Origin of the sequence: Desulfovibrio psychrotolerans, from assembly GCF_013340305.1 — a bacterium.
Lineage (GTDB): Bacteria > Desulfobacterota > Desulfovibrionia > Desulfovibrionales > Desulfovibrionaceae > Halodesulfovibrio > Halodesulfovibrio psychrotolerans.
In genome coordinates, this window is the sequence record NZ_BLVP01000001.1 from 185812 (window position 1) to 206286 (window position 20475).

The 20475-nt window shown below is 56.7% G+C and carries 19 protein-coding genes and 1 tRNA gene; 10 read left to right on the forward strand and 10 right to left on the reverse strand.

Features of this window, described 5'->3' with window-relative positions:
* Positions 1 to 302 precede the first annotated feature (302 nt).
* From fsa to HUV26_RS00840, 4 genes are all read right to left on the reverse strand, one after another.
* A complete protein-coding gene (gene fsa / locus HUV26_RS00825; RefSeq protein ID WP_174408202.1) occupies positions 303 to 965 on the reverse strand; it encodes a fructose-6-phosphate aldolase in 663 nt (220 codons plus the stop codon).
* Between the two features lie 343 nt (positions 966 to 1308).
* Positions 1309 to 1605 carry a transcriptional regulator gene (locus HUV26_RS00830; RefSeq protein WP_174408203.1) on the reverse strand — a complete coding sequence of 99 codons (297 nt, stop codon included), beginning with the start codon at positions 1603 to 1605 and terminating at the stop codon, positions 1309 to 1311.
* A 21-nt stretch (positions 1606 to 1626) separates the two neighbouring features.
* Positions 1627 to 2148 carry a 2-amino-4-hydroxy-6-hydroxymethyldihydropteridine diphosphokinase gene (folK, locus tag HUV26_RS00835; RefSeq protein WP_274602447.1) on the reverse strand — a complete coding sequence of 174 codons (522 nt, stop codon included), beginning with the start codon at positions 2146 to 2148 and terminating at the stop codon, positions 1627 to 1629.
* Positions 2127 to 3293, reverse strand: a complete 1167-nt coding sequence (locus HUV26_RS00840; RefSeq protein WP_174408205.1) for an LL-diaminopimelate aminotransferase — start codon at positions 3291 to 3293, stop codon at positions 2127 to 2129. The genes folK and HUV26_RS00840 overlap by 22 nt, the downstream gene beginning before the upstream one ends.
* Before the next feature lie 313 nt (positions 3294 to 3606).
* On the opposite strand from HUV26_RS00840, the gene xerD reads away from it, so the two are divergent.
* From xerD to HUV26_RS00885, 9 genes are all read left to right on the forward strand, one after another.
* Entirely contained in the window at positions 3607 to 4533 is a 927-nt protein-coding gene (gene xerD / locus HUV26_RS00845; protein WP_174408206.1) for a site-specific tyrosine recombinase XerD, read from the forward strand.
* 3 nt (positions 4534 to 4536) lie between these two features.
* Positions 4537 to 7302, forward strand: a complete 2766-nt coding sequence (locus HUV26_RS00850; RefSeq protein ID WP_174408207.1) for a CBS domain-containing protein — start codon at positions 4537 to 4539, stop codon at positions 7300 to 7302.
* Positions 7303 to 7429: 127 nt separating this feature from the next.
* Positions 7430 to 7912, forward strand: a complete 483-nt coding sequence (locus tag HUV26_RS00855; protein ID WP_174408208.1) for an HIT family protein — start codon at positions 7430 to 7432, stop codon at positions 7910 to 7912.
* Between the two features lie 56 nt (positions 7913 to 7968).
* A complete protein-coding gene (locus HUV26_RS00860; protein ID WP_174408209.1) occupies positions 7969 to 8355 on the forward strand; it encodes a LapA family protein in 387 nt (128 codons plus the stop codon).
* A 9-nt stretch (positions 8356 to 8364) separates the two neighbouring features.
* Complete coding sequence (locus HUV26_RS00865) at positions 8365 to 9474, forward strand: tetratricopeptide repeat protein (protein ID WP_243451203.1); 1110 nt, start codon at positions 8365 to 8367, stop codon at positions 9472 to 9474.
* Between the two features lie 126 nt (positions 9475 to 9600).
* A complete protein-coding gene (gene mutS / locus HUV26_RS00870; protein WP_243451204.1) occupies positions 9601 to 12321 on the forward strand; it encodes a DNA mismatch repair protein MutS in 2721 nt (906 codons plus the stop codon).
* Between the two features lies 1 nt (position 12322).
* Positions 12323 to 12802 carry a hypothetical protein gene (locus HUV26_RS00875; RefSeq protein ID WP_174408210.1) on the forward strand — a complete coding sequence of 160 codons (480 nt, stop codon included), beginning with the start codon at positions 12323 to 12325 and terminating at the stop codon, positions 12800 to 12802.
* Positions 12803 to 12828: 26 nt separating this feature from the next.
* The gene (gene lysA / locus HUV26_RS00880; RefSeq protein WP_174408211.1) at positions 12829 to 14070 is read left to right on the forward strand and encodes a diaminopimelate decarboxylase; all 1242 of its coding nucleotides are present in this window, start codon (positions 12829 to 12831) and stop codon (positions 14068 to 14070) included.
* Positions 14071 to 14150: 80 nt separating this feature from the next.
* Positions 14151 to 14897, forward strand: a complete 747-nt coding sequence (locus HUV26_RS00885) for a LexA family transcriptional regulator (RefSeq protein WP_174408212.1) — start codon at positions 14151 to 14153, stop codon at positions 14895 to 14897.
* Between the two features lie 523 nt (positions 14898 to 15420).
* On the opposite strand, the gene HUV26_RS00890 is transcribed toward HUV26_RS00885, so the two are convergent.
* From HUV26_RS00890 to rimI, 6 genes are all read right to left on the reverse strand, one after another.
* Positions 15421 to 16830 carry a mannose-1-phosphate guanylyltransferase/mannose-6-phosphate isomerase gene (locus tag HUV26_RS00890; protein WP_174408213.1) on the reverse strand — a complete coding sequence of 470 codons (1410 nt, stop codon included), beginning with the start codon at positions 16828 to 16830 and terminating at the stop codon, positions 15421 to 15423.
* Positions 16831 to 16885: 55 nt separating this feature from the next.
* Complete coding sequence (gene cysC, locus HUV26_RS00895; protein WP_174408214.1) at positions 16886 to 17482, reverse strand: adenylyl-sulfate kinase; 597 nt, start codon at positions 17480 to 17482, stop codon at positions 16886 to 16888.
* Between the two features lie 430 nt (positions 17483 to 17912).
* Positions 17913 to 17999, reverse strand: a tRNA-Leu gene (locus HUV26_RS00900).
* Between the two features lie 44 nt (positions 18000 to 18043).
* Positions 18044 to 18391, reverse strand: coding sequence for a preprotein translocase subunit SecG (secG, locus tag HUV26_RS00905; protein ID WP_174408215.1), 348 nt, complete (start codon positions 18389 to 18391; stop codon positions 18044 to 18046).
* A 44-nt stretch (positions 18392 to 18435) separates the two neighbouring features.
* Complete coding sequence (gene tpiA / locus HUV26_RS00910) at positions 18436 to 19188, reverse strand: triose-phosphate isomerase (protein WP_174408216.1); 753 nt, start codon at positions 19186 to 19188, stop codon at positions 18436 to 18438.
* Positions 19189 to 19236: 48 nt separating this feature from the next.
* A complete protein-coding gene (rimI, locus tag HUV26_RS00915; RefSeq protein ID WP_174408217.1) occupies positions 19237 to 19749 on the reverse strand; it encodes a ribosomal protein S18-alanine N-acetyltransferase in 513 nt (170 codons plus the stop codon).
* 105 nt (positions 19750 to 19854) lie between these two features.
* Here rimI and HUV26_RS00920 point away from each other — a divergent pair, with 105 nt between their 5' ends.
* Positions 19855 to 20430: an NUDIX hydrolase gene (locus HUV26_RS00920; protein ID WP_174408218.1), complete on the forward strand. Its 576-nt coding sequence runs from the start codon at positions 19855 to 19857 to the stop codon at positions 20428 to 20430.
* Positions 20431 to 20475 lie beyond the last annotated feature (45 nt).

A 20475-nucleotide genomic window follows, 5' to 3' on the forward strand; every position in this document is an offset into this window, starting at 1 on the left:
TTATGAGACATTAGAACAGGCAAGTCGGCACCTCTCCAACCTCTCCAACAGGCCCTCCATTGCAAGGCGACTTCCTTAAAGCGGTACCTTCCGTATCATTTTCCTCATCCTTATCCGTAGGTCTTCATCAGGCCTTCTCATCAGAAGACCTTCTCATCAGACCACTTCAGGATTCCTTCATGTGAACGCCGCTCCGGGCTCCGGAAACAACTCATCTGGTACGTTTCCCCTGCCTGACCCAAAAAAAGAGCCGCAGAACGAATTCTGCGGCTCTTTTTTTGGCGGGAATCAGAAGCAAAAATTTACGGGGTGCCGATGACCTTCTGCCAGTCTTTCAGGAACGCTTCCAGACCGGAATCCGTCAACGGGTGATGCGCAAAGGATTTAAGCACCGCAAAAGGTACCGTCACCGCATGCGCCCCCATTATAGCAGCATCCAGCACATGACGCGGATGCCGCACGCTGGCTACTAGCACCTTGGTGGCATAGCCGTAATTGGCGTATATGGTGAGAATTTGCTGAACAAGGTGCATGCCGTCCTGCGCAAGCCCGTCCAGCCTGCCCACGAACGGAGACACATAGGTTGCTCCTGCCTTGGCGGCGAGCAAGGCCTGCAACGGCGAAAAAACGAGGGTTACGTTGGTCTCTATCCCCAGTGCGGTCAAAGCGCTTACAGCCTTTATCCCTTCGGGAATCATGGGGATTTTTACCACCACATTAGAGCCGAACCGGACAAGGTCGCGGGCTTCTGCAATCATCTCTTCGGCGGTCAGCCCCACCACTTCAAGGCTCACGGGTCCGTCCACCTCGCGGCACACGTCCGCGGCAATGTCTCTCCAATCCCCCTTCTCCTTAGAAATTTCTTTGGAAAAAAGGGTCGGGTTGGTGGTCACCCCGTCTATGAGGCCGAAGGCTTTGGCTTCCCGTATTTCAGGCAGATTGGCGGTATCGATAAAGAACAGCATGCTCACCTCGTCTCTTGCCACGGTTGCGGACCGGGCGATTCAGGAAACAGCCAGACTTTTCAACCTGACTTTTCAACAGGATTCTTCAGCTGCCGCACTCCCCTGCATATTCGCATGCTTTACGGAATACAGCGCAGGCACCGACAAGGGCACAGGCGCGGCACTGGGCTATGCCGACACAACCATTACGTTTATTCCCAAACTATACACATCCGCATCGCGTGCGGCAATGTCCTGCCTGACTCTTTTGCAGACATTCCCCCGAAAGCGACCAGATACGAGTGGGCACGACCGGACACGACCATGCACGACAGGATACGACAGGCCGCATATGCGGGAAAGATCAGGCTTCCTCTTTGCTCTCTGCAGGAATTTCGCGCCCGTTCTTCTCCAACTGCGTGAGGTACTTGTCGCGGCATTCATAGCTGCAGAAGCGGTGAATCTGCTCGCCGTCGCGGATGCGGATTTCCTGATCCAGCGAGACATACGCGCCACACACCGGGTCCTTTACCATGTCGCCGGTGGCGACCTGTTTCTCCATCTTCTTTTCTTTCTTTTCGGCCTTCTTTCTGCTGTCGTTGGTGATAAGCTTGAAGAGCGCCCAGCCACAGATGGCGAAAATAAGCAATTTTATGAGCATTGGCGGGTCCTGCGGTTAACGTTATTGCCAGATTCTATCTTCCTCGACCCTGTATGTCAGGGCGTTCAAGGCTTGTACCAGAGTTTTTCCGCCGGGAAAAGTCAGTTCCGGCGCAACATCAAGCAAAGGCACAAGAACAAAGGCCCGCTGCTGCATCCGGGGATGCGGCAGCGTGAGAAGGGAGGTCTGCATTGCGCAGGTTCCGAAAAGCAGCAGGTCGATGTCGATGATGCGGGGGCCGAAACGGTCTTCAGGGGCGTTGCCATTACGGCAACGCCCCATGGAAGACTCGATGTTCAGCAAAGAGGTAAGCAGTCCTTCCGGGGAGATATCGGCATGGCAGGCGATGCGGAGTACCTGATTGGCAAACCATTCCTGCTCGCGCTTTTCCTGCGGTTCCGTAAGAAACACACGGGATTGCGCTTCAACCGTCACCCCTTTCAGCTCCGTAATGGCATGGATTGCACCGGCCAGATTGGCCCGCGTGTTCCCCATGTTGGAACCGAGGCAGACAAAGGCCGTTACAGATTGGCGATGCGTGATACGGCCTCCTCAAGGCGGGCGTCATTCACGGTAAGGGAAATGCGGAAATACCCTTCGCCCGGTGCGCCAAAGCCGTTGCCGGGGGTCACCACCACGCCGGTTTCCTGCAGCACCTTGGTGACAAAAGCGGAAGAGGTGTACCCTTCCGGCACATGCGCCCAGATGTAGAAGGTGGATTCCGGCACATTGCACCGGATGCCCGCCTTCTTCAGCGCGGCTATCACGGTATCGCGGCGCTGCTTGTAAATGGCACGCAGTTCGGCGGCAAAGGGTTCGCCTTCACGCAGGGCGGCTATACCTGCCTCCTGCACCGCCTGAAAGACGCCGGAGTCCACGTTTTCCTTGATCTTGCCAAGCCCGTGCACCAGATCGGGATTGCCCACGGCCATGCCGATACGCCAGCCGGTCATGTTATAGGTCTTGGACAGGGAATGAAACTCGATGGCAACATCCTTGCCGCCCGGCACGGACATGATGGAAAGCGGACGGTTGTTTTCGTTGTAGTAGATTTCCGTGTAGGCGGTATCGTGCACAACGATAACATTATACTGCTTGGCCAGCTTGATGAGCTTGACGTAGAAAGCCTCATCCGCCATGGCTGCCGTGGGGTTGTTGGGATAGTTGACGAAAATGGCCTTGGCCTTGACCCAGGTTGCCTCGTCTATGGCGTCCAGGTCGGGCAGGAAGCTGTTGCCTTCTGTCAGGGGCACAAACTTGACAACGCCGCCCGCAAATTCCGTGGCAATGTTGTACACGGGATAGTTCGGCGTGCACACCAGTACCAGATCGCCGGGATTTACGAACGCCAACGGGAAGTGGGCAATGCCTTCCTTGGAGCCGATAAGGCTCACCACCTCGGTCTTGGGGTCCAGCGATGCGCCAAAACGCATTTTGTACCAGTCGGCCACGGCTTCGCGGTAGGCGGGCATGCCAGCGTATGAGGGATAGGCGTGGTTGGCCGGTTTTTCCAGTGCCTTCTTCATGGCTTCGATGATGAAGTCGGGAGTGGGCATGTCCGGGTCGCCGATGCCAAGACTGATGATATCCACGCCGCGGGCCGCCACCTGCGCCTTGATACGGTCAATTTCCGCAAAGAGGTAGGGGGGCAGTTTCTCCAGACGGTCAGCGAGCTTAAACTGTGCCATAACGGTGCAGTCTCCTTGAAATTTCAATCCCTTTTGCCGGTAAAAAAAGAAGGGCTCTGCCATAAGCCCTGTTCCGTCACTGTGTGTCAGTTCCGACAGTGCAGTCCTGTGCCATATGCCATCGGCAGGCGCAAAAAACAAGAATTTCTTTCACCACTACCCTGTCCTGCGTTCGGTGCTGCCCCTTGTGCAGCCGCCCTGCTGCGTGTACCCTGCTACCTGTATTTCTCGCGAAAAACCCGGCAACATGGTATTCAGAGCCACGCCAATACCGGCACAAGGCAGCAAACGGACCGACAATAGCCGCAGCAGCATGAAAGCTTTACTGACCGACACCCCGCCCGTTGTGCAGCCATCTCACCCCCTTGTGGACAACTATCTCCAGCACCTGCTGGTTACGCGGGGGCTTGCAGAAAATACCATAGCCTCTTACTCAACTGATCTTCAGGGCTTTCTGCTCTTTCTGGAGGAGAAGCGATGCCCGCTGGAGTCGGTAAACGACCAATCCCTCTTCCTGTACATAATGCACCTGCGCAGACGCGGTCTGAACAGCCGCTCCCTTGCCCGGCACCTTTCCGCCCTGCGCGGCTTTTTTGCCCATTGCATGGAAGAAGGCGACCTTGGGGAAAACCCTGTTCAGTATCTGGAAAGCCCCAAACTGCCCAAGACCCTTCCGGACGTGCTTTCGCAGGACGAAATGGCGGCTATTCTGGCACAGCCGGACCTGCGCACCAAACTGGGCTTTCGCGACCGGACCATGCTGGAGCTGCTCTATGCCGCAGGGATGCGGGTTTCTGAACTCATTGCCATGACCCCGGTGGATTTTGACAGCCAGACGGGCCTGATACGCATTTTCGGCAAGGGGGCCAAGGAGCGCATCGTTCCGGTGCATTCGTCTGCCGCCGGTTTTGTGGAAGCCTATCTGCGTGACTGGCGCCCGGCGTTTTCTCCGGTGCAGAACAATGTGTTCCTGAACCGCTCCGGCAAGGGGCTCACCCGGCAGGCGGTATGGAAAGCCATCCAGCGCTATGTTTTGCAGGCGAACATCCGCAAGAACGTTTCTCCCCACTCCTTCCGCCATTCCTTTGCCACGCATCTGCTGGACGGCGGCGCAGACCTGCGCACAGTGCAATTGCTGCTCGGGCACGCCGATATTGCAGCGACGGAAATATACACCCATGTGCAGGCTGAACGCCTGCGTCAGATACATCAACAGTACCATCCCCGATCAAGGATGTAGCTCGTGACCCACTCCAGGCAGATCATTCAGGCCCCCACGCTCATAACCGCCCACGCCAATGCGGATTTTGACGCCCTTGCCGCCATGGTCGCCGCAAGCAAACTCTATCCGGAAGCAGTGCTTGTGTTTCCCGGAAGCCAGGAACGCAACCTGCGGAATTTTTTCATTGAAAGCGCGACCTACCTTTTCAATTTCAAGCAGGCTAAAGATATTGATTTTTCCTCCGTCCGCACCCTGGTGGTGGTGGACACGCGCCAGCGTTCTCGCATTCCGCATGTGGAGGCTGCGCTGTCCAATCCGGGACTCCGTATCCATCTGTACGACCACCACCCGGATTCGGATGACGACCTGCCATCAGACCTGTGCGAATACCGCCCGTGGGGTGCCACCACGAGCATCATCACCCGGCTTATCCGCGACCGGGGCATTACCGTTACGGAAGAGGAAGCCACCCTGCTCGGACTGGGGATATTTGAAGATACGGGTTCCTTCACCTTCGGCTCCACAACGGAACACGACTTTGATGCCGCCGCATGGCTGAAGACGCAGGGTATGGACCTGAATGCCATTTCGGAACTGATCACCCGCGACCTTACGTCCGAACAGGTTTCCATTCTTAACTCCCTGCTGCAATCCGCCAGCACGCACGAAATAAACGGCGTGCCTATTGTCATAGCAGAAGCCACCATAAGCCATTATGTAGGTGATTTTGCCCTGCTGGCGCACAAAATGCTGGACATGGAAAACCTGAAGGTTCTTTTCAACCTCGGCCGCATGGCAGACCGCGTGCATGTAGTGGCACGCAGCCGCCTGCCGGAGGTTGATGTGGGCCAGATATGCAGCTCCCTGGGGGGAGGCGGGCACGCCTTTGCCGCTTCCGCATCAATTAAAGACAGAACCCTTTCTCAAGTAAAGGATGAACTGTTCGCCCTGCTCTTCTCGTCGGTCAATCCCCAGAAGCTGGTCCGCAACCATATGTCATCTCCGGCCGTTTTTCTGGACGATGCCGCCACCATTGCCCGGGCGGAAGAAGTGATGAACAGGTACGGCCTGAAGGCACTGCCTCTTGTAAAAGCCGAGCATCCGGAGCAGGTGGCAGGGTATCTGGAGTATCAGACCGCAACCCGTGCCATGGCACATGGCCTCGGCGACATGCCCGTCAGCATCTACATGCAGCGCAACGTGCAGACCGTGGGCCCCGATGAAAGTCTCTTCCCGGTCATGGAGATTGTGGTCAGCAACAGGCAGCGGCTTGTTCCCGTGGTGGAACACGGCAGCATTATAGGCGTTATCACCCGCACAGACATCATCAACACCATTGTGGAAGAACCTGCGCGCATTCCCGAGGCCCTGCTCCCGGAAAAACGCCGCGAGCGCAACATCACCTCGCTGTTGCGGGAACGCCTGCCCCAGCGCCATGTAAATCTGCTGGAACAGGCGGGTGCCCTGGGTGACACACTGGGGGTTCCGGTTTACGCCGTTGGCGGATTTGTCCGTGATCTGCTGCTGGGCCGCACCAATCTGGATCTGGATATTGTGGTTGAAAGCGACGGCATAGCCTTTGCCCGTGAACTTGCCAGAGCCCTTAAAGGACGCGTAAGGGCGCACACCAAGTTCAAAACGGCAGTAGTTATTTTTTCCAATGAATCCGGAGAAGAAGAGCGCATAGACGTGGCGACGGCACGGCTGGAATACTACGAGTACCCTGCCGCCCTGCCCACGGTGGAGCTATCGTCCATCAAGATGGACCTTTTCCGCCGTGACTTCACCATAAACGCGCAGGCCGTACAGTTAAACAAGGGGCACTTCGGCAGGCTCATCGACTTTTTCGGGGCGCAGCGAGACATGAAGGACAAGGTTCTGCGGGTGCTGCACTCCCTGAGCTTTGTGGAAGACCCCACCCGGATACTGCGCGCTATACGGTTTGAAAAACGATTCGACTTCCAGATTGGCCAGCAAACAACCCGGCTCATTAAAAACGCCCTGCAACTGGAGCTGATTGAAAAACTCTCCGGCCGCAGGATTTTTCATGAACTCGAAGCCGTTCTCAAGGAAACCAATCCGCTGAACTGCCTGCATCGCATGGATGAGCTGGATGTGCTGCGCCGCATAAGCCCGCACCTGCGCATCACCCCCACCAAGAATCAGGTGCTGGAAGAACTGGAAAACGTCATCAAATGGTATCGCCTGCTCTACCTTGACGATTCCCCGGAACCATGGATGCTCTACCTCCTCGGGCTGCTGATGGGCTGCGCATACCCGGAGGTGAAGGAGGTTGCCCGCAGGCTTTCCCTGTCGCGCCGTCAGGAGGAAGATTTGCAGGATGTGCGCGAACTCTCGCACAAATGCCTTGGACTGCTGCAGCAGTGGGTGGCGGGAGAAAGGACCATGAGCGGGTTGTACTGCATTCTTTCTCCCATGCGCACGGAAGGGCTGCTCTATCTTATGGCACGCACCAAAACAGACGACATCCGGAGACACATTTCCTACTATCTCACGCACCTGCGCAAAATATCTCTGGATATAGGCGGAGACGACCTGCGCAACATGGGAGCGGACCCCAGCCCTGTCTATGCCAGAGTGCTGTCCCGCGTGCTGGGGGCCAAACTGGACGGTAACGTGCCCACCCGCAAGGAACAGCTGGAGTTTGCGTTTTCCATTCTTGCAGAAGAAACCGCCAAGGCGCACGACCAGCACAGGCATCGCGGACGGGCATGCAGCCCCCGCACCCTGCCTCCGGCTAAGGCTGGTAATAATGACTCGTCATGACCAATTTCACAAGGCTTTTGGTACGGTTGGCGCAGCCTAAACACTTGCCCTGCGGCGACTTCCCGTGTAGACCCAACAAACCCCGCCACATATGGAGCGGGCATAAAGTTCAAGCAAAGGTTTACGTATGGAAGTACTATGGGCACCATGGCGGCTGGATTATATTCTCGGCCCCAAGCCGGATTCGTGCGTGTTCTGCCTGCCCGAACACACACGTGAAGACGAGGAGCGCCTCATTCTGCATCGAGGCAGGCATGCCTTTGTTATCATGAATAAATTTCCCTACAACAACGGGCATCTCATGGTCACCCCTTTCCGGCATGTCATGAACCTCGCCGACCTTGCGCAGGATGAAGCCCATGAATGTATGGACCTGCTGCAACGCTGCGTCACAATCCTCAAGCAACGCTTCAATCCCGGCGGTATCAATGTCGGCCTCAATCTGGGCGAGGCTGCCGGGGCTGGCATCCGCGAACATCTTCACTTTCATCTGGTTCCCCGGTGGAACGGCGACTCGTCCTTTATGGCCGTGATGAACGAAACGCGGGTAATACCGGAACATCTGCAAGCCACGTATTCGGCATTGAAACCATTGTTCGAAACTGTATAATACGAACAGGCTGCGGTTGCGCGCTTTGTGCCGCAGACGTTATTGAGGAGGATTATATGCGTTTTCTCAAGGTGCTCGCACTGGTTATCGTGTTCTTTCTTACCATGGTGTTTTTCCAGCAGAACACGGGCGAACTTTCTCAGGCTGTGACCCTGAAGTTCGACCTTCTCTTTAAAGCCTGGTCCACCATTCCCCTTCCCATCTACTTCCTTATTCTGGGCGCGTTTACCCTTGGGGCGATCATCGCCGTCCTGTTTTTCCTGATTGAGCGGGTTCGTCTTGGCGCAGCCGTGCGTAAAGCCCGCAGGCAGGTTAAAAAGCTGGAAAAAGAAGTGAATGCGCTGCGCACCCGCCCCCTTGATACCATGGAAGCCCTTCCCGCTGCAGAAGCAGCCCCCGGCGCATTTTCCACTACAGCCGCTGACGCCGCAAAGGCCGAATAGGCTTTTCCCGTGTCCCTGCTGAAACGCTTCTGCAACGGTTTGCTGTGCGGCAAGAAAGAACACACCATTCTTTCGCCCGTTATGGGCACGCCCCCCGGTGAACGAGACACCAAGGCCGCCATCAGCGAGCTTTCACGGGCCGTGCGCAACGACCCGGATGCGGTGGAGCTCTATCTGGCCCTTGGCAACCTTTACCGCGCGCAGGGCGAGATTGAGCGGGCCGTCCAAATCAGAAGCAACCTCATAGTCCGTCCGGGTCTTGACGATGCGTTCAAGGCCCGCGCGTATTTTGAGCTGGGCCACGATTACAAACGCGGCGGGTTTATGGATCGCGCCATGCAAGCCTTTGAACAGGCACGCAAATTCGGTGGCGACACGGAAGACCTTATCCAATCCATGGCCCGTCTCCAAGCGCAGACGGGCAACTTTCTGAGCGCCTCTGCCCTGTATGACAAGCTGGGGCACCGTGTGGCGCAGGCGCATTACATGGTACGCCATGCAGAGGAGCGGCACGCCACGGGCACCGTGGCAGAAAGCCGCAAGCTGCTGCGCAAAGCCCTGAAGGTATACGGAGGCTCGGTGGAGGCGTGGCTTGCCCTCATCTCACTTGCCACGGTCGACCGGGACTGGGACAAGACAGGGACTCTGCTCAACGAGGCTCTGCGTGCCGTGCCCCCTTCCATCCGCTTCCTGCTGCTGGAAGGCATGCTCGGCTTCACTCCCGGCAACGATGATCCTTTGCACTTTACCGCCAGCCTCTGCAAAACCGTTGTTCCCGTGCTTGAAGCGCAGGAGCCGGAACTCATCCTGCAATATTACGGGGCCCTCTTCCTGCTGCGCTGCGGCAACCCTGAAGAGGCAAACGCATGGCTTGCCAAGACCATGGTCCTGTGTCCGGATTTCTGGGCAGCCCGGCTGGAACTGCTCGGCCTGACCATGGGTGATCAGCCACTGTCTCCGGTTTTCCGTAACCATCTGAGTTTTTTTGTGGAACAGGCCAGACACGTTAAGCGGTTTGTTTGCAGCAACTGCGGTATCCGGCTGGAGCATACATTCTATCATTGCCCAAAGTGCCGAAGCTGGCACAGCGCAGCCTTCCGGGTATCCTTGAAGGATTAGACCGCCGCGCATGGCTCCCGCGCCTCCGGCAACCGGGTCTGGACCTCGGCACAGCGTTTGTTGGACAATTGGACATTCCAATTTTCCGTATTCATATCAACACATTCCCACAGAACAAAACCGAAGATGAACACCCCCGAGCAGCCCAAACTGACTCCCATGTTCGAGCAGTACCTTCAGATTAAGGAAGACTATAAAGACTGCCTGCTCTTCTACCGCATGGGCGACTTCTACGAACTGTTCTTTGAGGACGCCGAAATTGCGGCGCGCGACCTGCAAATTACCCTTACCAGCCGCTCCAGCCCTAACGCGGACTACCGCATACCCATGTGCGGCGTTCCCTACCATGCTGCGGAAACCTATCTGCCCCAGCTCCTTGAAAAGGGACACAAGGTGGCCATATGCGAACAGATAGAAGACCCGCGTGAAGCCAAGGGGCTGGTAAAACGTGCGGTGAAGCGCGTTCTTACTCCCGGCACGGTTGTGGAAGACGCCAACCTGACCGCCAAAGGACACAATTTTCTTGCCGCCCTGTTCTGGGACGAAGCGACAGGCAGCGGCGGCCTTGCATGGGTGGACTATTCCACAGGTGAATGGTCGGGCCTTGCGTTGAACAAGCTGAGCGAATTATGGCAGTGGACACAGAAAATGGGGCCCCGTGAGCTGCTGCTGCCTGATACGGTCACACCACCGCCCTCTTTTGCCCTGACAGACACCCATGTGAACCGCATGCCCGCCCGCCCCGCATTTGACCACGCGGCAGCCAGAGACAGGATACTCAACGCCCAGAAGGTTTCCGACCTTTCCGTGCTGGGGCTGGAAAGTCATAAGGAACTCACCCGCGCCTGCGGTGCGCTGCTCGCCTACATCTCACAGACCCAGAAGCAGGAACTGACCCACCTTGGACAATTCAAACCGCTGAATCTGGGCAAGCACCTCATTCTTGACGAAATAACCGAACGCAATCTGGAGATATTCCGCAGGCTGGATGGCAAGAAGGGACTGGGCACCCTGTGGCATGTGCTGGACAGGACCCAAACCCCTATGGGGGGACGGTTGCTGGAAGAACGCCTGCGCCACCCGTGGCGTGACATAGGCCCCATTACGGAAACGCAGGATGCGGTGCAGCACTTTTACGAGCGCGACGCCATGCGCGCTGCATTTCGCGACAAACTGCGCGAAATGAGCGACATGGAGCGGCTCATCACACGCATTCAGCTTAACCGGGCCACTCCCAAGGACTTTATCGCCCTGCGCAACAGCCTCGCCACGCTGCCGGACATCCGCGCCACACTGGAGCAGCCGGACCACACGGTAGGCTACCCCACGGCGGACGAGGCCCAGTTGCTGAACGCCCCGGAGTTTCTGCAAAAACTTCTTAAGAACTGGGATGATCTGGATGATTACCGCTCTTTGCTCACACGCGCCCTCACCGACAATCCGCCGCACCTGCTCACGGAAGGCGGCCTGTTCAAGCCCGGCTTCAACGAAGAACTGGACGAGCTCATTGAGCTGACGGAACATGGCGAGTCGCGTCTGGAGGAATTGCTCGGGGAAGAGCAGCGTTCCAGCGGCATCCAGAAAATGAAGCTCAAATACAACCGCGTGTTCGGGTACTTCTTCGATGTGCCCAACTCCGCAAAGGATGCGGTGCCGGAGCATTTCATCAGGCGGCAGACCCTTGCCAACGCTGAACGGTACACCACCCCCCGGCTCAAGGAGCTGGAAGAAAAGCTGCTGGCCGCCTCTGATAAGCGCAAGAGCCTGGAGTACAAGCTCTTTCTCGCCCTGCGGGAAACCGTGGCCGAGGCGCGGCCCCGCATTCTCTTCATGGCTGACATCATTGCCTGCCTGGACTATTGGCAGGGACTTGCCGAAACAGCCCGCAAATGGAACTGGACCAGACCCGAACTGCACACCGGGCGTGAAATTATCATCACAGAAGGTCGTCATCCTGTGGTGGAGGCGGTTCAGGGCACTGCCAACTTCATTCCCAACGATCTGCGCATGGATGACCGCCGCCAGATACTGCTTATTACCGGACCGAACATGGCCGGTAAATCCACCGTGCTCCGCCAAAGCGCCATCATCTGCATTCTTGCCCAGATCGGCTCCTTCGTCCCTGCGCGCGAAGCCCGTATCGGTGTGGCCGACCGCATTTTCTCCCGCGTGGGCGCATCGGACAATCTGGCGCAGGGGCAGTCCACCTTTATGGTGGAAATGACTGAAACGGCGCGCATTCTTCGTCAGGCAGGCAAACGCAGCCTCGTCATCCTTGATGAGATAGGGCGCGGCACATCCACATTCGACGGCCTTTCCCTTGCATGGGCGGTAGTGGAGGAGCTGGCGCGCCGCGCGGATGGCATCCGCACCCTCTTCGCCACCCATTATCACGAGCTTACAGCGCTGGAAGGCCGTATTCCCGGCGTGCACAACATGAACATTGCCATACGCGAATGGAACGGCGAAATAGTGTTTCTGCGCCGCCTTGTGCCCGGCCCTTCCGACAGAAGCTATGGTATAGAGGTGGCCAAACTGGCCGGAGTTCCCGGCCCCGTGGTGCGCCGAGCCAAGGAGATTCTGGCCGATCTGGAACGCAAGGCAAAGGCCTCGGGCCGGCACACGGTATCTGCTCCCCCTGCGCAGCCCGCGTTGCCCGGACTGCCCCTGCCTGAACCGGCTTCCTCCGTGACCACAAAAAAAGATGAACCGCCTGTGCCTGCGCCCGACCATCCCCTGCTGACGGCACTGCGTGATGTTGATACAAACAATATGACCCCTCTGGACGCGCTCAAGCGCATCACCGAATGGAAGATGCTCTGGGGCGAAAACAAAAGCGAGGCATGAGATGCATGGCACACTGATTCCGCGTACACTGCTGCGCGGCCTTTTTCGTACGGGCCTGCTTTTACTGCTTTCGGCCCTTGCCCTTTCCCTGCTCGCAGGCTGCGGAAAACGCGGCTGGCCGCAACCCAAAAACAAGGACGGCGCTTTTAAATGGCAGCGCGCCATGGCCCAGCCGGAAGGTGACTGCCTGCGGATTGATGCTGCCTTGGAAGGCAACCTGCGCAATGTGGACTACATTGCTCTGGAGTTGCAGACCGCCGGTACAGCGGACGATTGCCCCACCTGCCCCTTTGCTCCCAACGAGCGGGCGGAATTTGCTCCGGAGCAACTTGGCATAAGCGCCACCAACGGTGCTTTCCGGCTGCTACATTGCCCTGCGCGCGAGTCTTCGGCCTACCGCTGGCGCCTGATCGGGGTGAATGTTCGTACCGGACTTGAGCACGCAGTCTCTTCCGTTCGCGCCGTGGATATGGCAGAGTAGCTCTATTCATACCGCAAGGAGTACGCATGCATCATTTTGAATACCGCCACAACGAACTTCACGCCGAAGACATCCCTGTCCGGCAGCTCGCTGCGGAATACGGCACTCCGCTGTATGTATACTCATCCGCAACGCTTACCCATCATTTTCAGGCGTTTGATTCCGCGTTTGGCACGCCTCACCTCACCTGCTATTCCGTAAAGGCCTGCTCCAATATTGCCATTCTCCGGCTTCTCGGTGCGCTTGGTGCCGGGGTGGATATCGTTTCCGGCGGGGAACTGCACCGCGCGCTCAAGGCGGGCATTGCGGCGGAGCGCATCGTCTATTCCGGTGTAGGCAAAAAGCGAGAAGAAATCCGGCAAGCCCTGCAGGCGGGCATACTCATGTTCAACGTGGAATCCATGCAGGAACTGGAGAGCATAAACGCCGTGGCCCGGGAAATGGAAACGGTGGCGCGCATTTCCATACGGATAAATCCGGATGTGGACCCCAAGACCCATCCGTATATTTCCACCGGCCTGAAAAAGAACAAGTTCGGTCTGGACCTCATACAGGCACGCGCGGCATACAGGCGTGCCAGCGAACTGGACTGCATCGAACCTGTGGGCATTGACTGCCATATCGGGTCGCAGCTCACAAGCCTTGCGCCCTTTCTGGAAGCGCTGGACAGGGTACTGCTGTTCTGCTCCTCCCTGCGGGACGAAGGCATTCAGCTGCGCTATCTGGACCTTGGAGGCGGGCTGGGCATTCCCTACAACGAGGAAGATCCGCCCCATCCGGCGGAATACGGCAATGCTCTTACGGAGCGCCTGCACGGAACGGATATTACGCTCATTCTGGAACCCGGCCGGGTCATCGCGGGCAATGCGGGCATTCTTGTCACAAAGGTTATCTACACCAAGGAAACGCCGGGCAAGAACTTTGTCATAGTGGACGCCGCCATGAACGACCTTGTGCGTCCCTCGCTCTACCAGTCCTATCACCGCATCGCCGAGGTTTCCCCTCAGGGACGCAAGAGCCGCGCAGTAGATGTGGTGGGCCCCATCTGCGAATCGGGTGATTTTCTGGCTCAGGACCGGGCGTTTCCGGAAGTACGGCAGGAGGAACTGCTCGTGCTTTTCTCCGCAGGTGCCTACGGTTTTTCCATGAGTTCCCAGTACAACTCGCGCCCGCGCGCGGCGGAAGTGCTGGTCTGCGGCAACACCAGTACGCTTATCCGGCGCAGGGAGACCTATGACGACCTGACAGCACTTGAGGAGAATGCGTAAAAATCTCTTCAAAAATCTCTTGCCATGCCTGTTGACTTTTGTTTATATGCAGCAACACGACAATGAGGAAGAGGAACAGCATGGCCCCGATTGACTTCCACGCCTTCTTCCGTCGCCTTGCCAAGGCCACGGATATACAGAGCCAGCAGGATCTTGCCAAGGCGCTTGGGGTTAACCGCTCGGCCATCACGCAGGCGAAACGCCGGAACGCCATTCCGCAGAAATGGGTTCTTGCCCTCTCCCGCCAGTGCATCCTTAATGCAGACTGGCTGGAGTTTGGTACTGGCCCCATGCGCCCGGTTCACAATGGTGCTCCGACGCAGGATGATGCCTCGCCCGTTTCTCCTCTTCCGTCCGGGAGTTCCGCCGCACGCATGATTGCCGCTGATACGGAGACGGCAGCCCGGCCAGTGTTTTCCGTGTTTCCCGTACCCAAAGTCCATGCCCGCCTGTGCGCCGGGGGTGGCTCCTTTGAGGTGGAAGCCGCCGTGGCGGATCACCATATCTTCCGGGAAGACTGGCTTGCCAGAAAAGGCAAGCCGGGCAGCATGGTCCTTATGGATGTGTTCGGCAACAGCATGGAGCCGGAAATTCGTGAAGGAGACATGGTGCTGGTGGACCAATCGCAGCGGGATATTTACGCAGGCTCCATCTACGCTGTGGGATTTGAAGATGCGGTCATGGTCAAACGGCTGGAGCGCAAGCCCGGCGAGGTGCTGCTGCACAGCGACAACCCGGACTACTCTCCGGTGACCATACGCGGCGATGAGCTGGAAACCTTTCGGGTGATCGGCCGTATTGTCTGGATAAGCCGGGAATACCGGTAGCGACAACCGTGCCCCTTCAGTGTGCTTTCTGACACTGTTTGACAGGACATGCGGGGATATTGAAGGCTTGCGGAATGACTCGCAGGCAGAAAATAAACGTGGTTGAGTTTCAGGGCATCTGCCCTTTTTCTTGCAACCTTATGTTAACTTTAATAAACAATGTTCACAAAAGGAGAATGGTCATGCAAAAGCGTTTCTGCACCTGCGGCTTTATGGTGTTGGTGGATTATATCATGCATGCGGACTCCTTTGTCTGCCGGGTATTTTCTGCGGGTGGACACAGGAACCGTATGGAGAACTGCCCCTGTTGTGGTCGGCCGCTGGATATTGACTCGCTGCGATAGTGAGCGGCACAGCGCCTCTGCGCCCCCTCTTCGGCATTGTTCCCGGCACGGCACCACAGTTTTTCCTGATGTGCCGACCTGTCCGGCTTCCCTCCGGTTTCCCCGGTCGGCTCCTTCCCTAACGCGGCTATCCGGTCTGCCCCCGGATGCCGCGTTTTTTTTTCAAACAACCTTTCTTTCTATTTCAAAGAATCCTTTCGCCCGTACACATCGTCGAAGCGCACAATATCATCTTCTCCGAGATACGTTCCGGTCTGCACTTCGATAAGCTCCAAAGGAATGCAACCGGGGTTCTCCAGCCTGTGCACCGCACCGACGGGAATATAGGTAGACTGATCTTCCGAGAGCAGAAGTTCTTTGTCTCCGTTGGTAATCTGCGCGGTTCCCCGTACCACAACCCAGTGCTCCGCACGGTGGTGATGCTTTTGCAGAGAAAGCCGCTGTCCCGGATTGACCGTGATGCGTTTTACCTGAAAACGATCGGCCTTGTCGGTACTCTCATACGCTCCCCAAGGCCTGTAGACTCTCTTGTGGTGCAGCGACTCATCACGGGCCTCTCTGGTCAGGGTATTGGCGATGATCTTCACGTCCTGCACGCGATCCATATCCGCAATCAGAACGGCGTCCGATGTTTCCACCACGGCGATGCCTTTCAGACCTACAACAGCCACAAGCCGGGACTCAGCATGGACATAGCTGTTCTGCACATCCTCAAGCAGCACATCTCCGCGGCACACGTTCCCCTGCCCGTCTTTGTTCCCGACTGAATATAACGCTCCCCACGACCCCAGATCGCTCCATCCCGCATCTTCAAGCACCACCATGGCGCAACGGGAGGTCTTTTCCATCAGTGCATAATCAATGGAATCCTCAGGACACCCGGCAAACGCGTGCTCATCCAGACGGATAAAATCAAGGTCGGTGGTGCTTTGCTGCAACGCCTGTCCGCATGCCGCGAGCATTTCCGGAGCATGCGTGCCTAATTCTTCCAGATAGGCGGAGGCGCGGAACAGAAATATACCACTGTTCCAGAAATGACGACCGGAAGTGACAAACCGTTCCGCAACGTCAGCAGACGGCTTTTCTGCAAACTGCAACACCCTGTATCCGCTCCGCAGAGATTCTCCCCGCTCAAGATATCCGTATCCTGTCTCCGGTCTTTCGGGAGTAATGCCGAATGTCACCAGATATCCATCGTTTGCCAGTTCCACAGCAGCAGGCAGAACACGCTGAAAAACATCCCCGGAGAGAAGGTGGTCGGCGGGCATAACCAGCAAAAGAGGGTCTTCTTCCTTGCGCATCAGGGCGCCTACAGTCACAGCGGGAGCGGTGTTTCGCCCCACGGGTTCCAGAACGATATCCCCGGAAACTCCCATCTGCCGCAGTTGTTCCGCCACAAAGAAGCGATGTTCCGCATTACAGACCACAAGAGGAGGCAGTACCTGCGGGATGGAACCGGCTCTTTGCACTGTCTGTTGAAAAAGAGTCTTTCCGGTTCCGAAGTCGATATACTGCTTGGGGTACAGCTCGCGGGAAAGGGGCCATAGCCTGCTCCCTTTGCCTCCGCACAAGATAATGGGCTGAATCATGCGTGATTACCGGTGTTGGCTGGTGTTGAAAATGTATCCATGATCGCAAAAAAAATCATGCCGGAACAACATTCCGTAAAACGTACTGCAGGACAGTATCCACAGATTCTTCCAAAGACAACAAAGCTGTTTCAACAATAAGTGAAGGAGATTCAGGAACATCATACGGAGCAGAGATTCCGGTGTAATTCGTAATCTCACCTGCGCGGGCACGTTTGTAATAGCCTTTTACATCTCGTGATTCACAAACATCAAGCGGGCATGAAACAAAAATTTCGTGATAATCCCGTCCAAGCGCATCACGCACCATCTTCCTGTCCGCCGCCAGCGGCGTGATGAACGCGCAAAGACAAATTGTGCCGCTCTCTACAAAAAGCTTGGTCACTTCGCCTATTCTGCGGAGATTCTCCGTCCGGTCCTCGGGGGAGAACCCCAGGTTTCGGGAAAGTCCGTGACGTACGTTGTCTCCGTCAAAAACAAAAGCCCGCATTCCCAAGTCAAAAAGGCGTTTTTCCACCGCATGGGCAATGGTGGACTTTCCCGAACCGGAAAGCCCCGTAAACCAGAACACGGCAGCATTATGACTATTGTGCCGTTCCCTGTCCTTTCGGCACACCCAGCCCCGGAACTGGGCGATATTCTTGCATGACATATGACAACTCTTTTGGGCAATTATGGAGAACGCGTACCGGGCACCCCATCGTGCTCCCGGCCAAAGGCTCCACGTACTCCAATTTTTCGGACCGGCTTTCCTGTCGCAAGGGGGGCTCTACCTCCGCCGATTCCGCTTTCAATGCAAAGAGTATACCGGGTATGTCCGGCTATCGTCATGCAGCGTCTGCTGTCGGCATAACTTTATAGGCATTCAGCATGAATGGCAATTCCGCAAAAAATGGTGCCGTCTCCGTCCGTTACCACACACCATCATCCGACAAAAACTGCGCCGCAGCCGGATGGCAAGATGGGAGCATGCGTCAAACCTCCGCCTGCGGTGCCAGAAAAAGCCAGACGAGCGTGGCTTCTCCCCCTGACTGCCATAAGAAAGGCCACAGGCGTTGTGCCAGTGGCCTTTCTTATTCATATGGTGCCGAAGGAGGGACTCGAACCCTCACGGGATTTCTCCCACTACCCCCTCAAGATAGCGTGTCTACCAATTCCACCACCCCGGCAAAATACGTACTGTCTATGTTACAGGAACAGGCCTTGAGCGCGGCTACTGCTTGGCAGGTTCTTCTGGTGCAGGCTGCTTGGGGGCGGCTTCTTCCAGCAGAATGGGCTTGGACTGTTCAGACTTTTCTTCAATTTTCACATCAAGAATGGCCGAATCATCAGCCCCTCTGTGTCCCGTCATGTAGTTATAGCTCAGGGAAGTGACAAGAAAAATCGCAGCCACGATTCCGGTAAGCTTGGCAATCATGCCGCCAGCGCCGCCACTGCCGAAAACCGACTGGCTGCCGCCACCGAAGATGACCCCCATGCCTTCCTTGCCGGCTTGCAACAACACCAGAATAACAAGCACGACACAGGCCACGATGTGCAGGGTAAGAATCAGGTTTTCCACTGAGATTGTCCTCCTCGGAACAATGTCGATCTTTTCGTGCCGAATTAGGCAAGCACTATACGGCTGAAGCTTTCAGCCTGCAAAGAAGCGCCTCCTACCAGAACACCGTTCACATTGTCAAGGTGAACGATTTCAGCAGCGTTCTCCGGCTTCACGCTGCCGCCGTATAAAATGGGAATACGCTCTCCTGCGGAGGGCAGCAACGCCACAAGCTTCGCGCGCACCAGTGCGTGGGCTTCAACAATATCCTCCGGGCGGGCAACCTTTCCGGTGCCGATGGCCCAGACAGGCTCATACGCAATGGCAAGACTTTCCGGGGCTATATCGCCGGGCACGTCTTTAAGCCCCTTGTCCAGTTGTCTTTCTATCACGGCGGCAAGCATGCCTGCCTCGCGTTCTTCCAACTTTTCACCTATGCACAGGCATACGTTCAGTCCCGCTGCAAGGCTGAATGTGGTTTTTCTGCCTACAAAGTCATCATTCTCCCCAAGCACATGGCGCCGCTCGGAGTGTCCGGTAAGAACCCAGCGGCATCCCACATCACTGAGCATGCCGGGGGATACCTCGCCCGTATACGCACCTTCATCGGCGGGGTACACATCCTGTGCCCCCATGCTGAATCCCAGAGCAGGGCGCAACGCTCCCGCAACCGCATGCAGCGCGGTAAAAGGAGGAAAAATAAGCACTTCACGGTCAGCAGGAACCGCCCCCACCAGCGTTGTCAGCGCCATTGCGGTCTGTCTTGCCTCGTCCGCAGTCTTATACATCTTCCAGTTGGCGGCCATAATTTTCTTCATGATCAGCACTCCTCACATGCACAGGGTATCAGCGCAATACGCCCGGAATTATTTCCACCCTGTTTCTGGTTCACTATCCCTGATGAAGATAAGCGCGTCTTCGTTGGTATCGGAGTAATAGCGTCTGCGCACTCCTGCCTGCGAAAAACCAAACCGTCTGTACAGGGCAATGGCAGGCTCGTTGGAACGGCGCACCTCCAGCACAGCCCTGACAATGCCCATTTTTTCACCCACTTGCAACATCAACCCCAGCAACCTTGCACCCAAGCCCTGCCTGCGATGCTCCGGATGGGTGGCGATATTCAGTATTTCCAGCTCATGAGGGGTATGATACACGGCCACATACGCAAGCAGTTCTCCCTGTCTACGCAGGCCAAAAATGGAAAAAATGTTCTGTTCAAACGCCAGCCGGAACTGCTTTTCCTCCCACGGCATGGAAAAGCAGCGCTTTTCCAACGCGGCCACTTCGGTGATATTTTCCGGCCCAAGCCGGAAAAATTCGGCATCTTTCACCTGCGGCAAAGGGCATACGCCCGGCGCACATTCTACTGCGTGCGGCATGACCACGTCCACCTTCCGGTTACGGGCAGTTCAGGTGCACAGCAAAACCGCCCGGCTTCCGGAACATATTCATCTTCGCCCCAGAGGCTTACGGGGAAATCAGACATGATTGAAACCATCTATCTGCAGCTCCTGCATACTCTTGAAGACAAGGTGGAGGTCGTGGATGATTACGACAGACCGCTTGCCGTTATGCCGGTAGCGGATGTGCACAGGCACCCGCTCAAGCATCGCGTGGTCCTCACCCTTCTCTATGATACGTGCGGACGGCTATACCTGCAACGCCGCGCACGTACAAAAACACTCTATCCGGGCCGATGGGATCTTTCCTCCACGGGCCATGTGCTTGCGGGTGAATCCCGCGAACACGCCGCCCTGCGCGAGCTCAATGAAGAGTTGGGCGTATTCCCCGGCAAGGTCACGTGGGTTGCGCATATTCCCGCCTCGAAGGAAACGGAACTTGCCGACATCACCCTTTTTTCCGCGCGCCTTGGCGGCGACCAACCCTGCCCCAATCCGCAGGAAGTCTCCGAGGGTATCTTCGTGGACCGGGAAGAACTGGAAGCCATGCTGCAGAACTTTCGCGAAATTCTGACCCCGGCGGTCATATGGGCTGCCGAAGAAGACTACCTGTTCCGCCCTGCCCCAACCAATCAGGAAGCCGACCAGGACGTTTCCTAGATGTACCGGGCTGTATTCAGTGAGCCGACGATGGGGACAACATGA

What these genes read in the sequence shown, in the direction of transcription:
- fsa (WP_174408202.1), bottom strand. Translation starts at nt 965, where the DNA reads ATGCTGTTCTTTATCGATACCGCCAATCTGCCTGAAATACGGGAAGCC.
- xerD (WP_174408206.1), top strand. Translation starts at nt 3,607, where the DNA reads ATGAAAGCTTTACTGACCGACACCCCGCCCGTTGTGCAGCCATCTCAC.
- HUV26_RS00875 (WP_174408210.1), top strand. Translation starts at nt 12,323, where the DNA reads ATGCATGGCACACTGATTCCGCGTACACTGCTGCGCGGCCTTTTTCGT.
- cysC (WP_174408214.1), bottom strand. Translation starts at nt 17,482, where the DNA reads ATGTCATGCAAGAATATCGCCCAGTTCCGGGGCTGGGTGTGCCGAAAG.
- HUV26_RS00840 (WP_174408205.1), bottom strand. Translation starts at nt 3,293, where the DNA reads ATGGCACAGTTTAAGCTCGCTGACCGTCTGGAGAAACTGCCCCCCTAC.
- HUV26_RS00855 (WP_174408208.1), top strand. Translation starts at nt 7,430, where the DNA reads ATGGAAGTACTATGGGCACCATGGCGGCTGGATTATATTCTCGGCCCC.
- HUV26_RS00890 (WP_174408213.1), bottom strand. Translation starts at nt 16,830, where the DNA reads ATGATTCAGCCCATTATCTTGTGCGGAGGCAAAGGGAGCAGGCTATGG.
- HUV26_RS00830 (WP_174408203.1), bottom strand. Translation starts at nt 1,605, where the DNA reads ATGCTCATAAAATTGCTTATTTTCGCCATCTGTGGCTGGGCGCTCTTC.
- HUV26_RS00885 (WP_174408212.1), top strand. Translation starts at nt 14,151, where the DNA reads ATGGCCCCGATTGACTTCCACGCCTTCTTCCGTCGCCTTGCCAAGGCC.
- HUV26_RS00920 (WP_174408218.1), top strand. Translation starts at nt 19,855, where the DNA reads ATGATTGAAACCATCTATCTGCAGCTCCTGCATACTCTTGAAGACAAG.
- mutS (WP_243451204.1), top strand. Translation starts at nt 9,601, where the DNA reads ATGAACACCCCCGAGCAGCCCAAACTGACTCCCATGTTCGAGCAGTAC.
- lysA (WP_174408211.1), top strand. Translation starts at nt 12,829, where the DNA reads ATGCATCATTTTGAATACCGCCACAACGAACTTCACGCCGAAGACATC.
- tpiA (WP_174408216.1), bottom strand. Translation starts at nt 19,188, where the DNA reads ATGAAGAAAATTATGGCCGCCAACTGGAAGATGTATAAGACTGCGGAC.
- HUV26_RS00860 (WP_174408209.1), top strand. Translation starts at nt 7,969, where the DNA reads ATGCGTTTTCTCAAGGTGCTCGCACTGGTTATCGTGTTCTTTCTTACC.
- rimI (WP_174408217.1), bottom strand. Translation starts at nt 19,749, where the DNA reads ATGCCGCACGCAGTAGAATGTGCGCCGGGCGTATGCCCTTTGCCGCAG.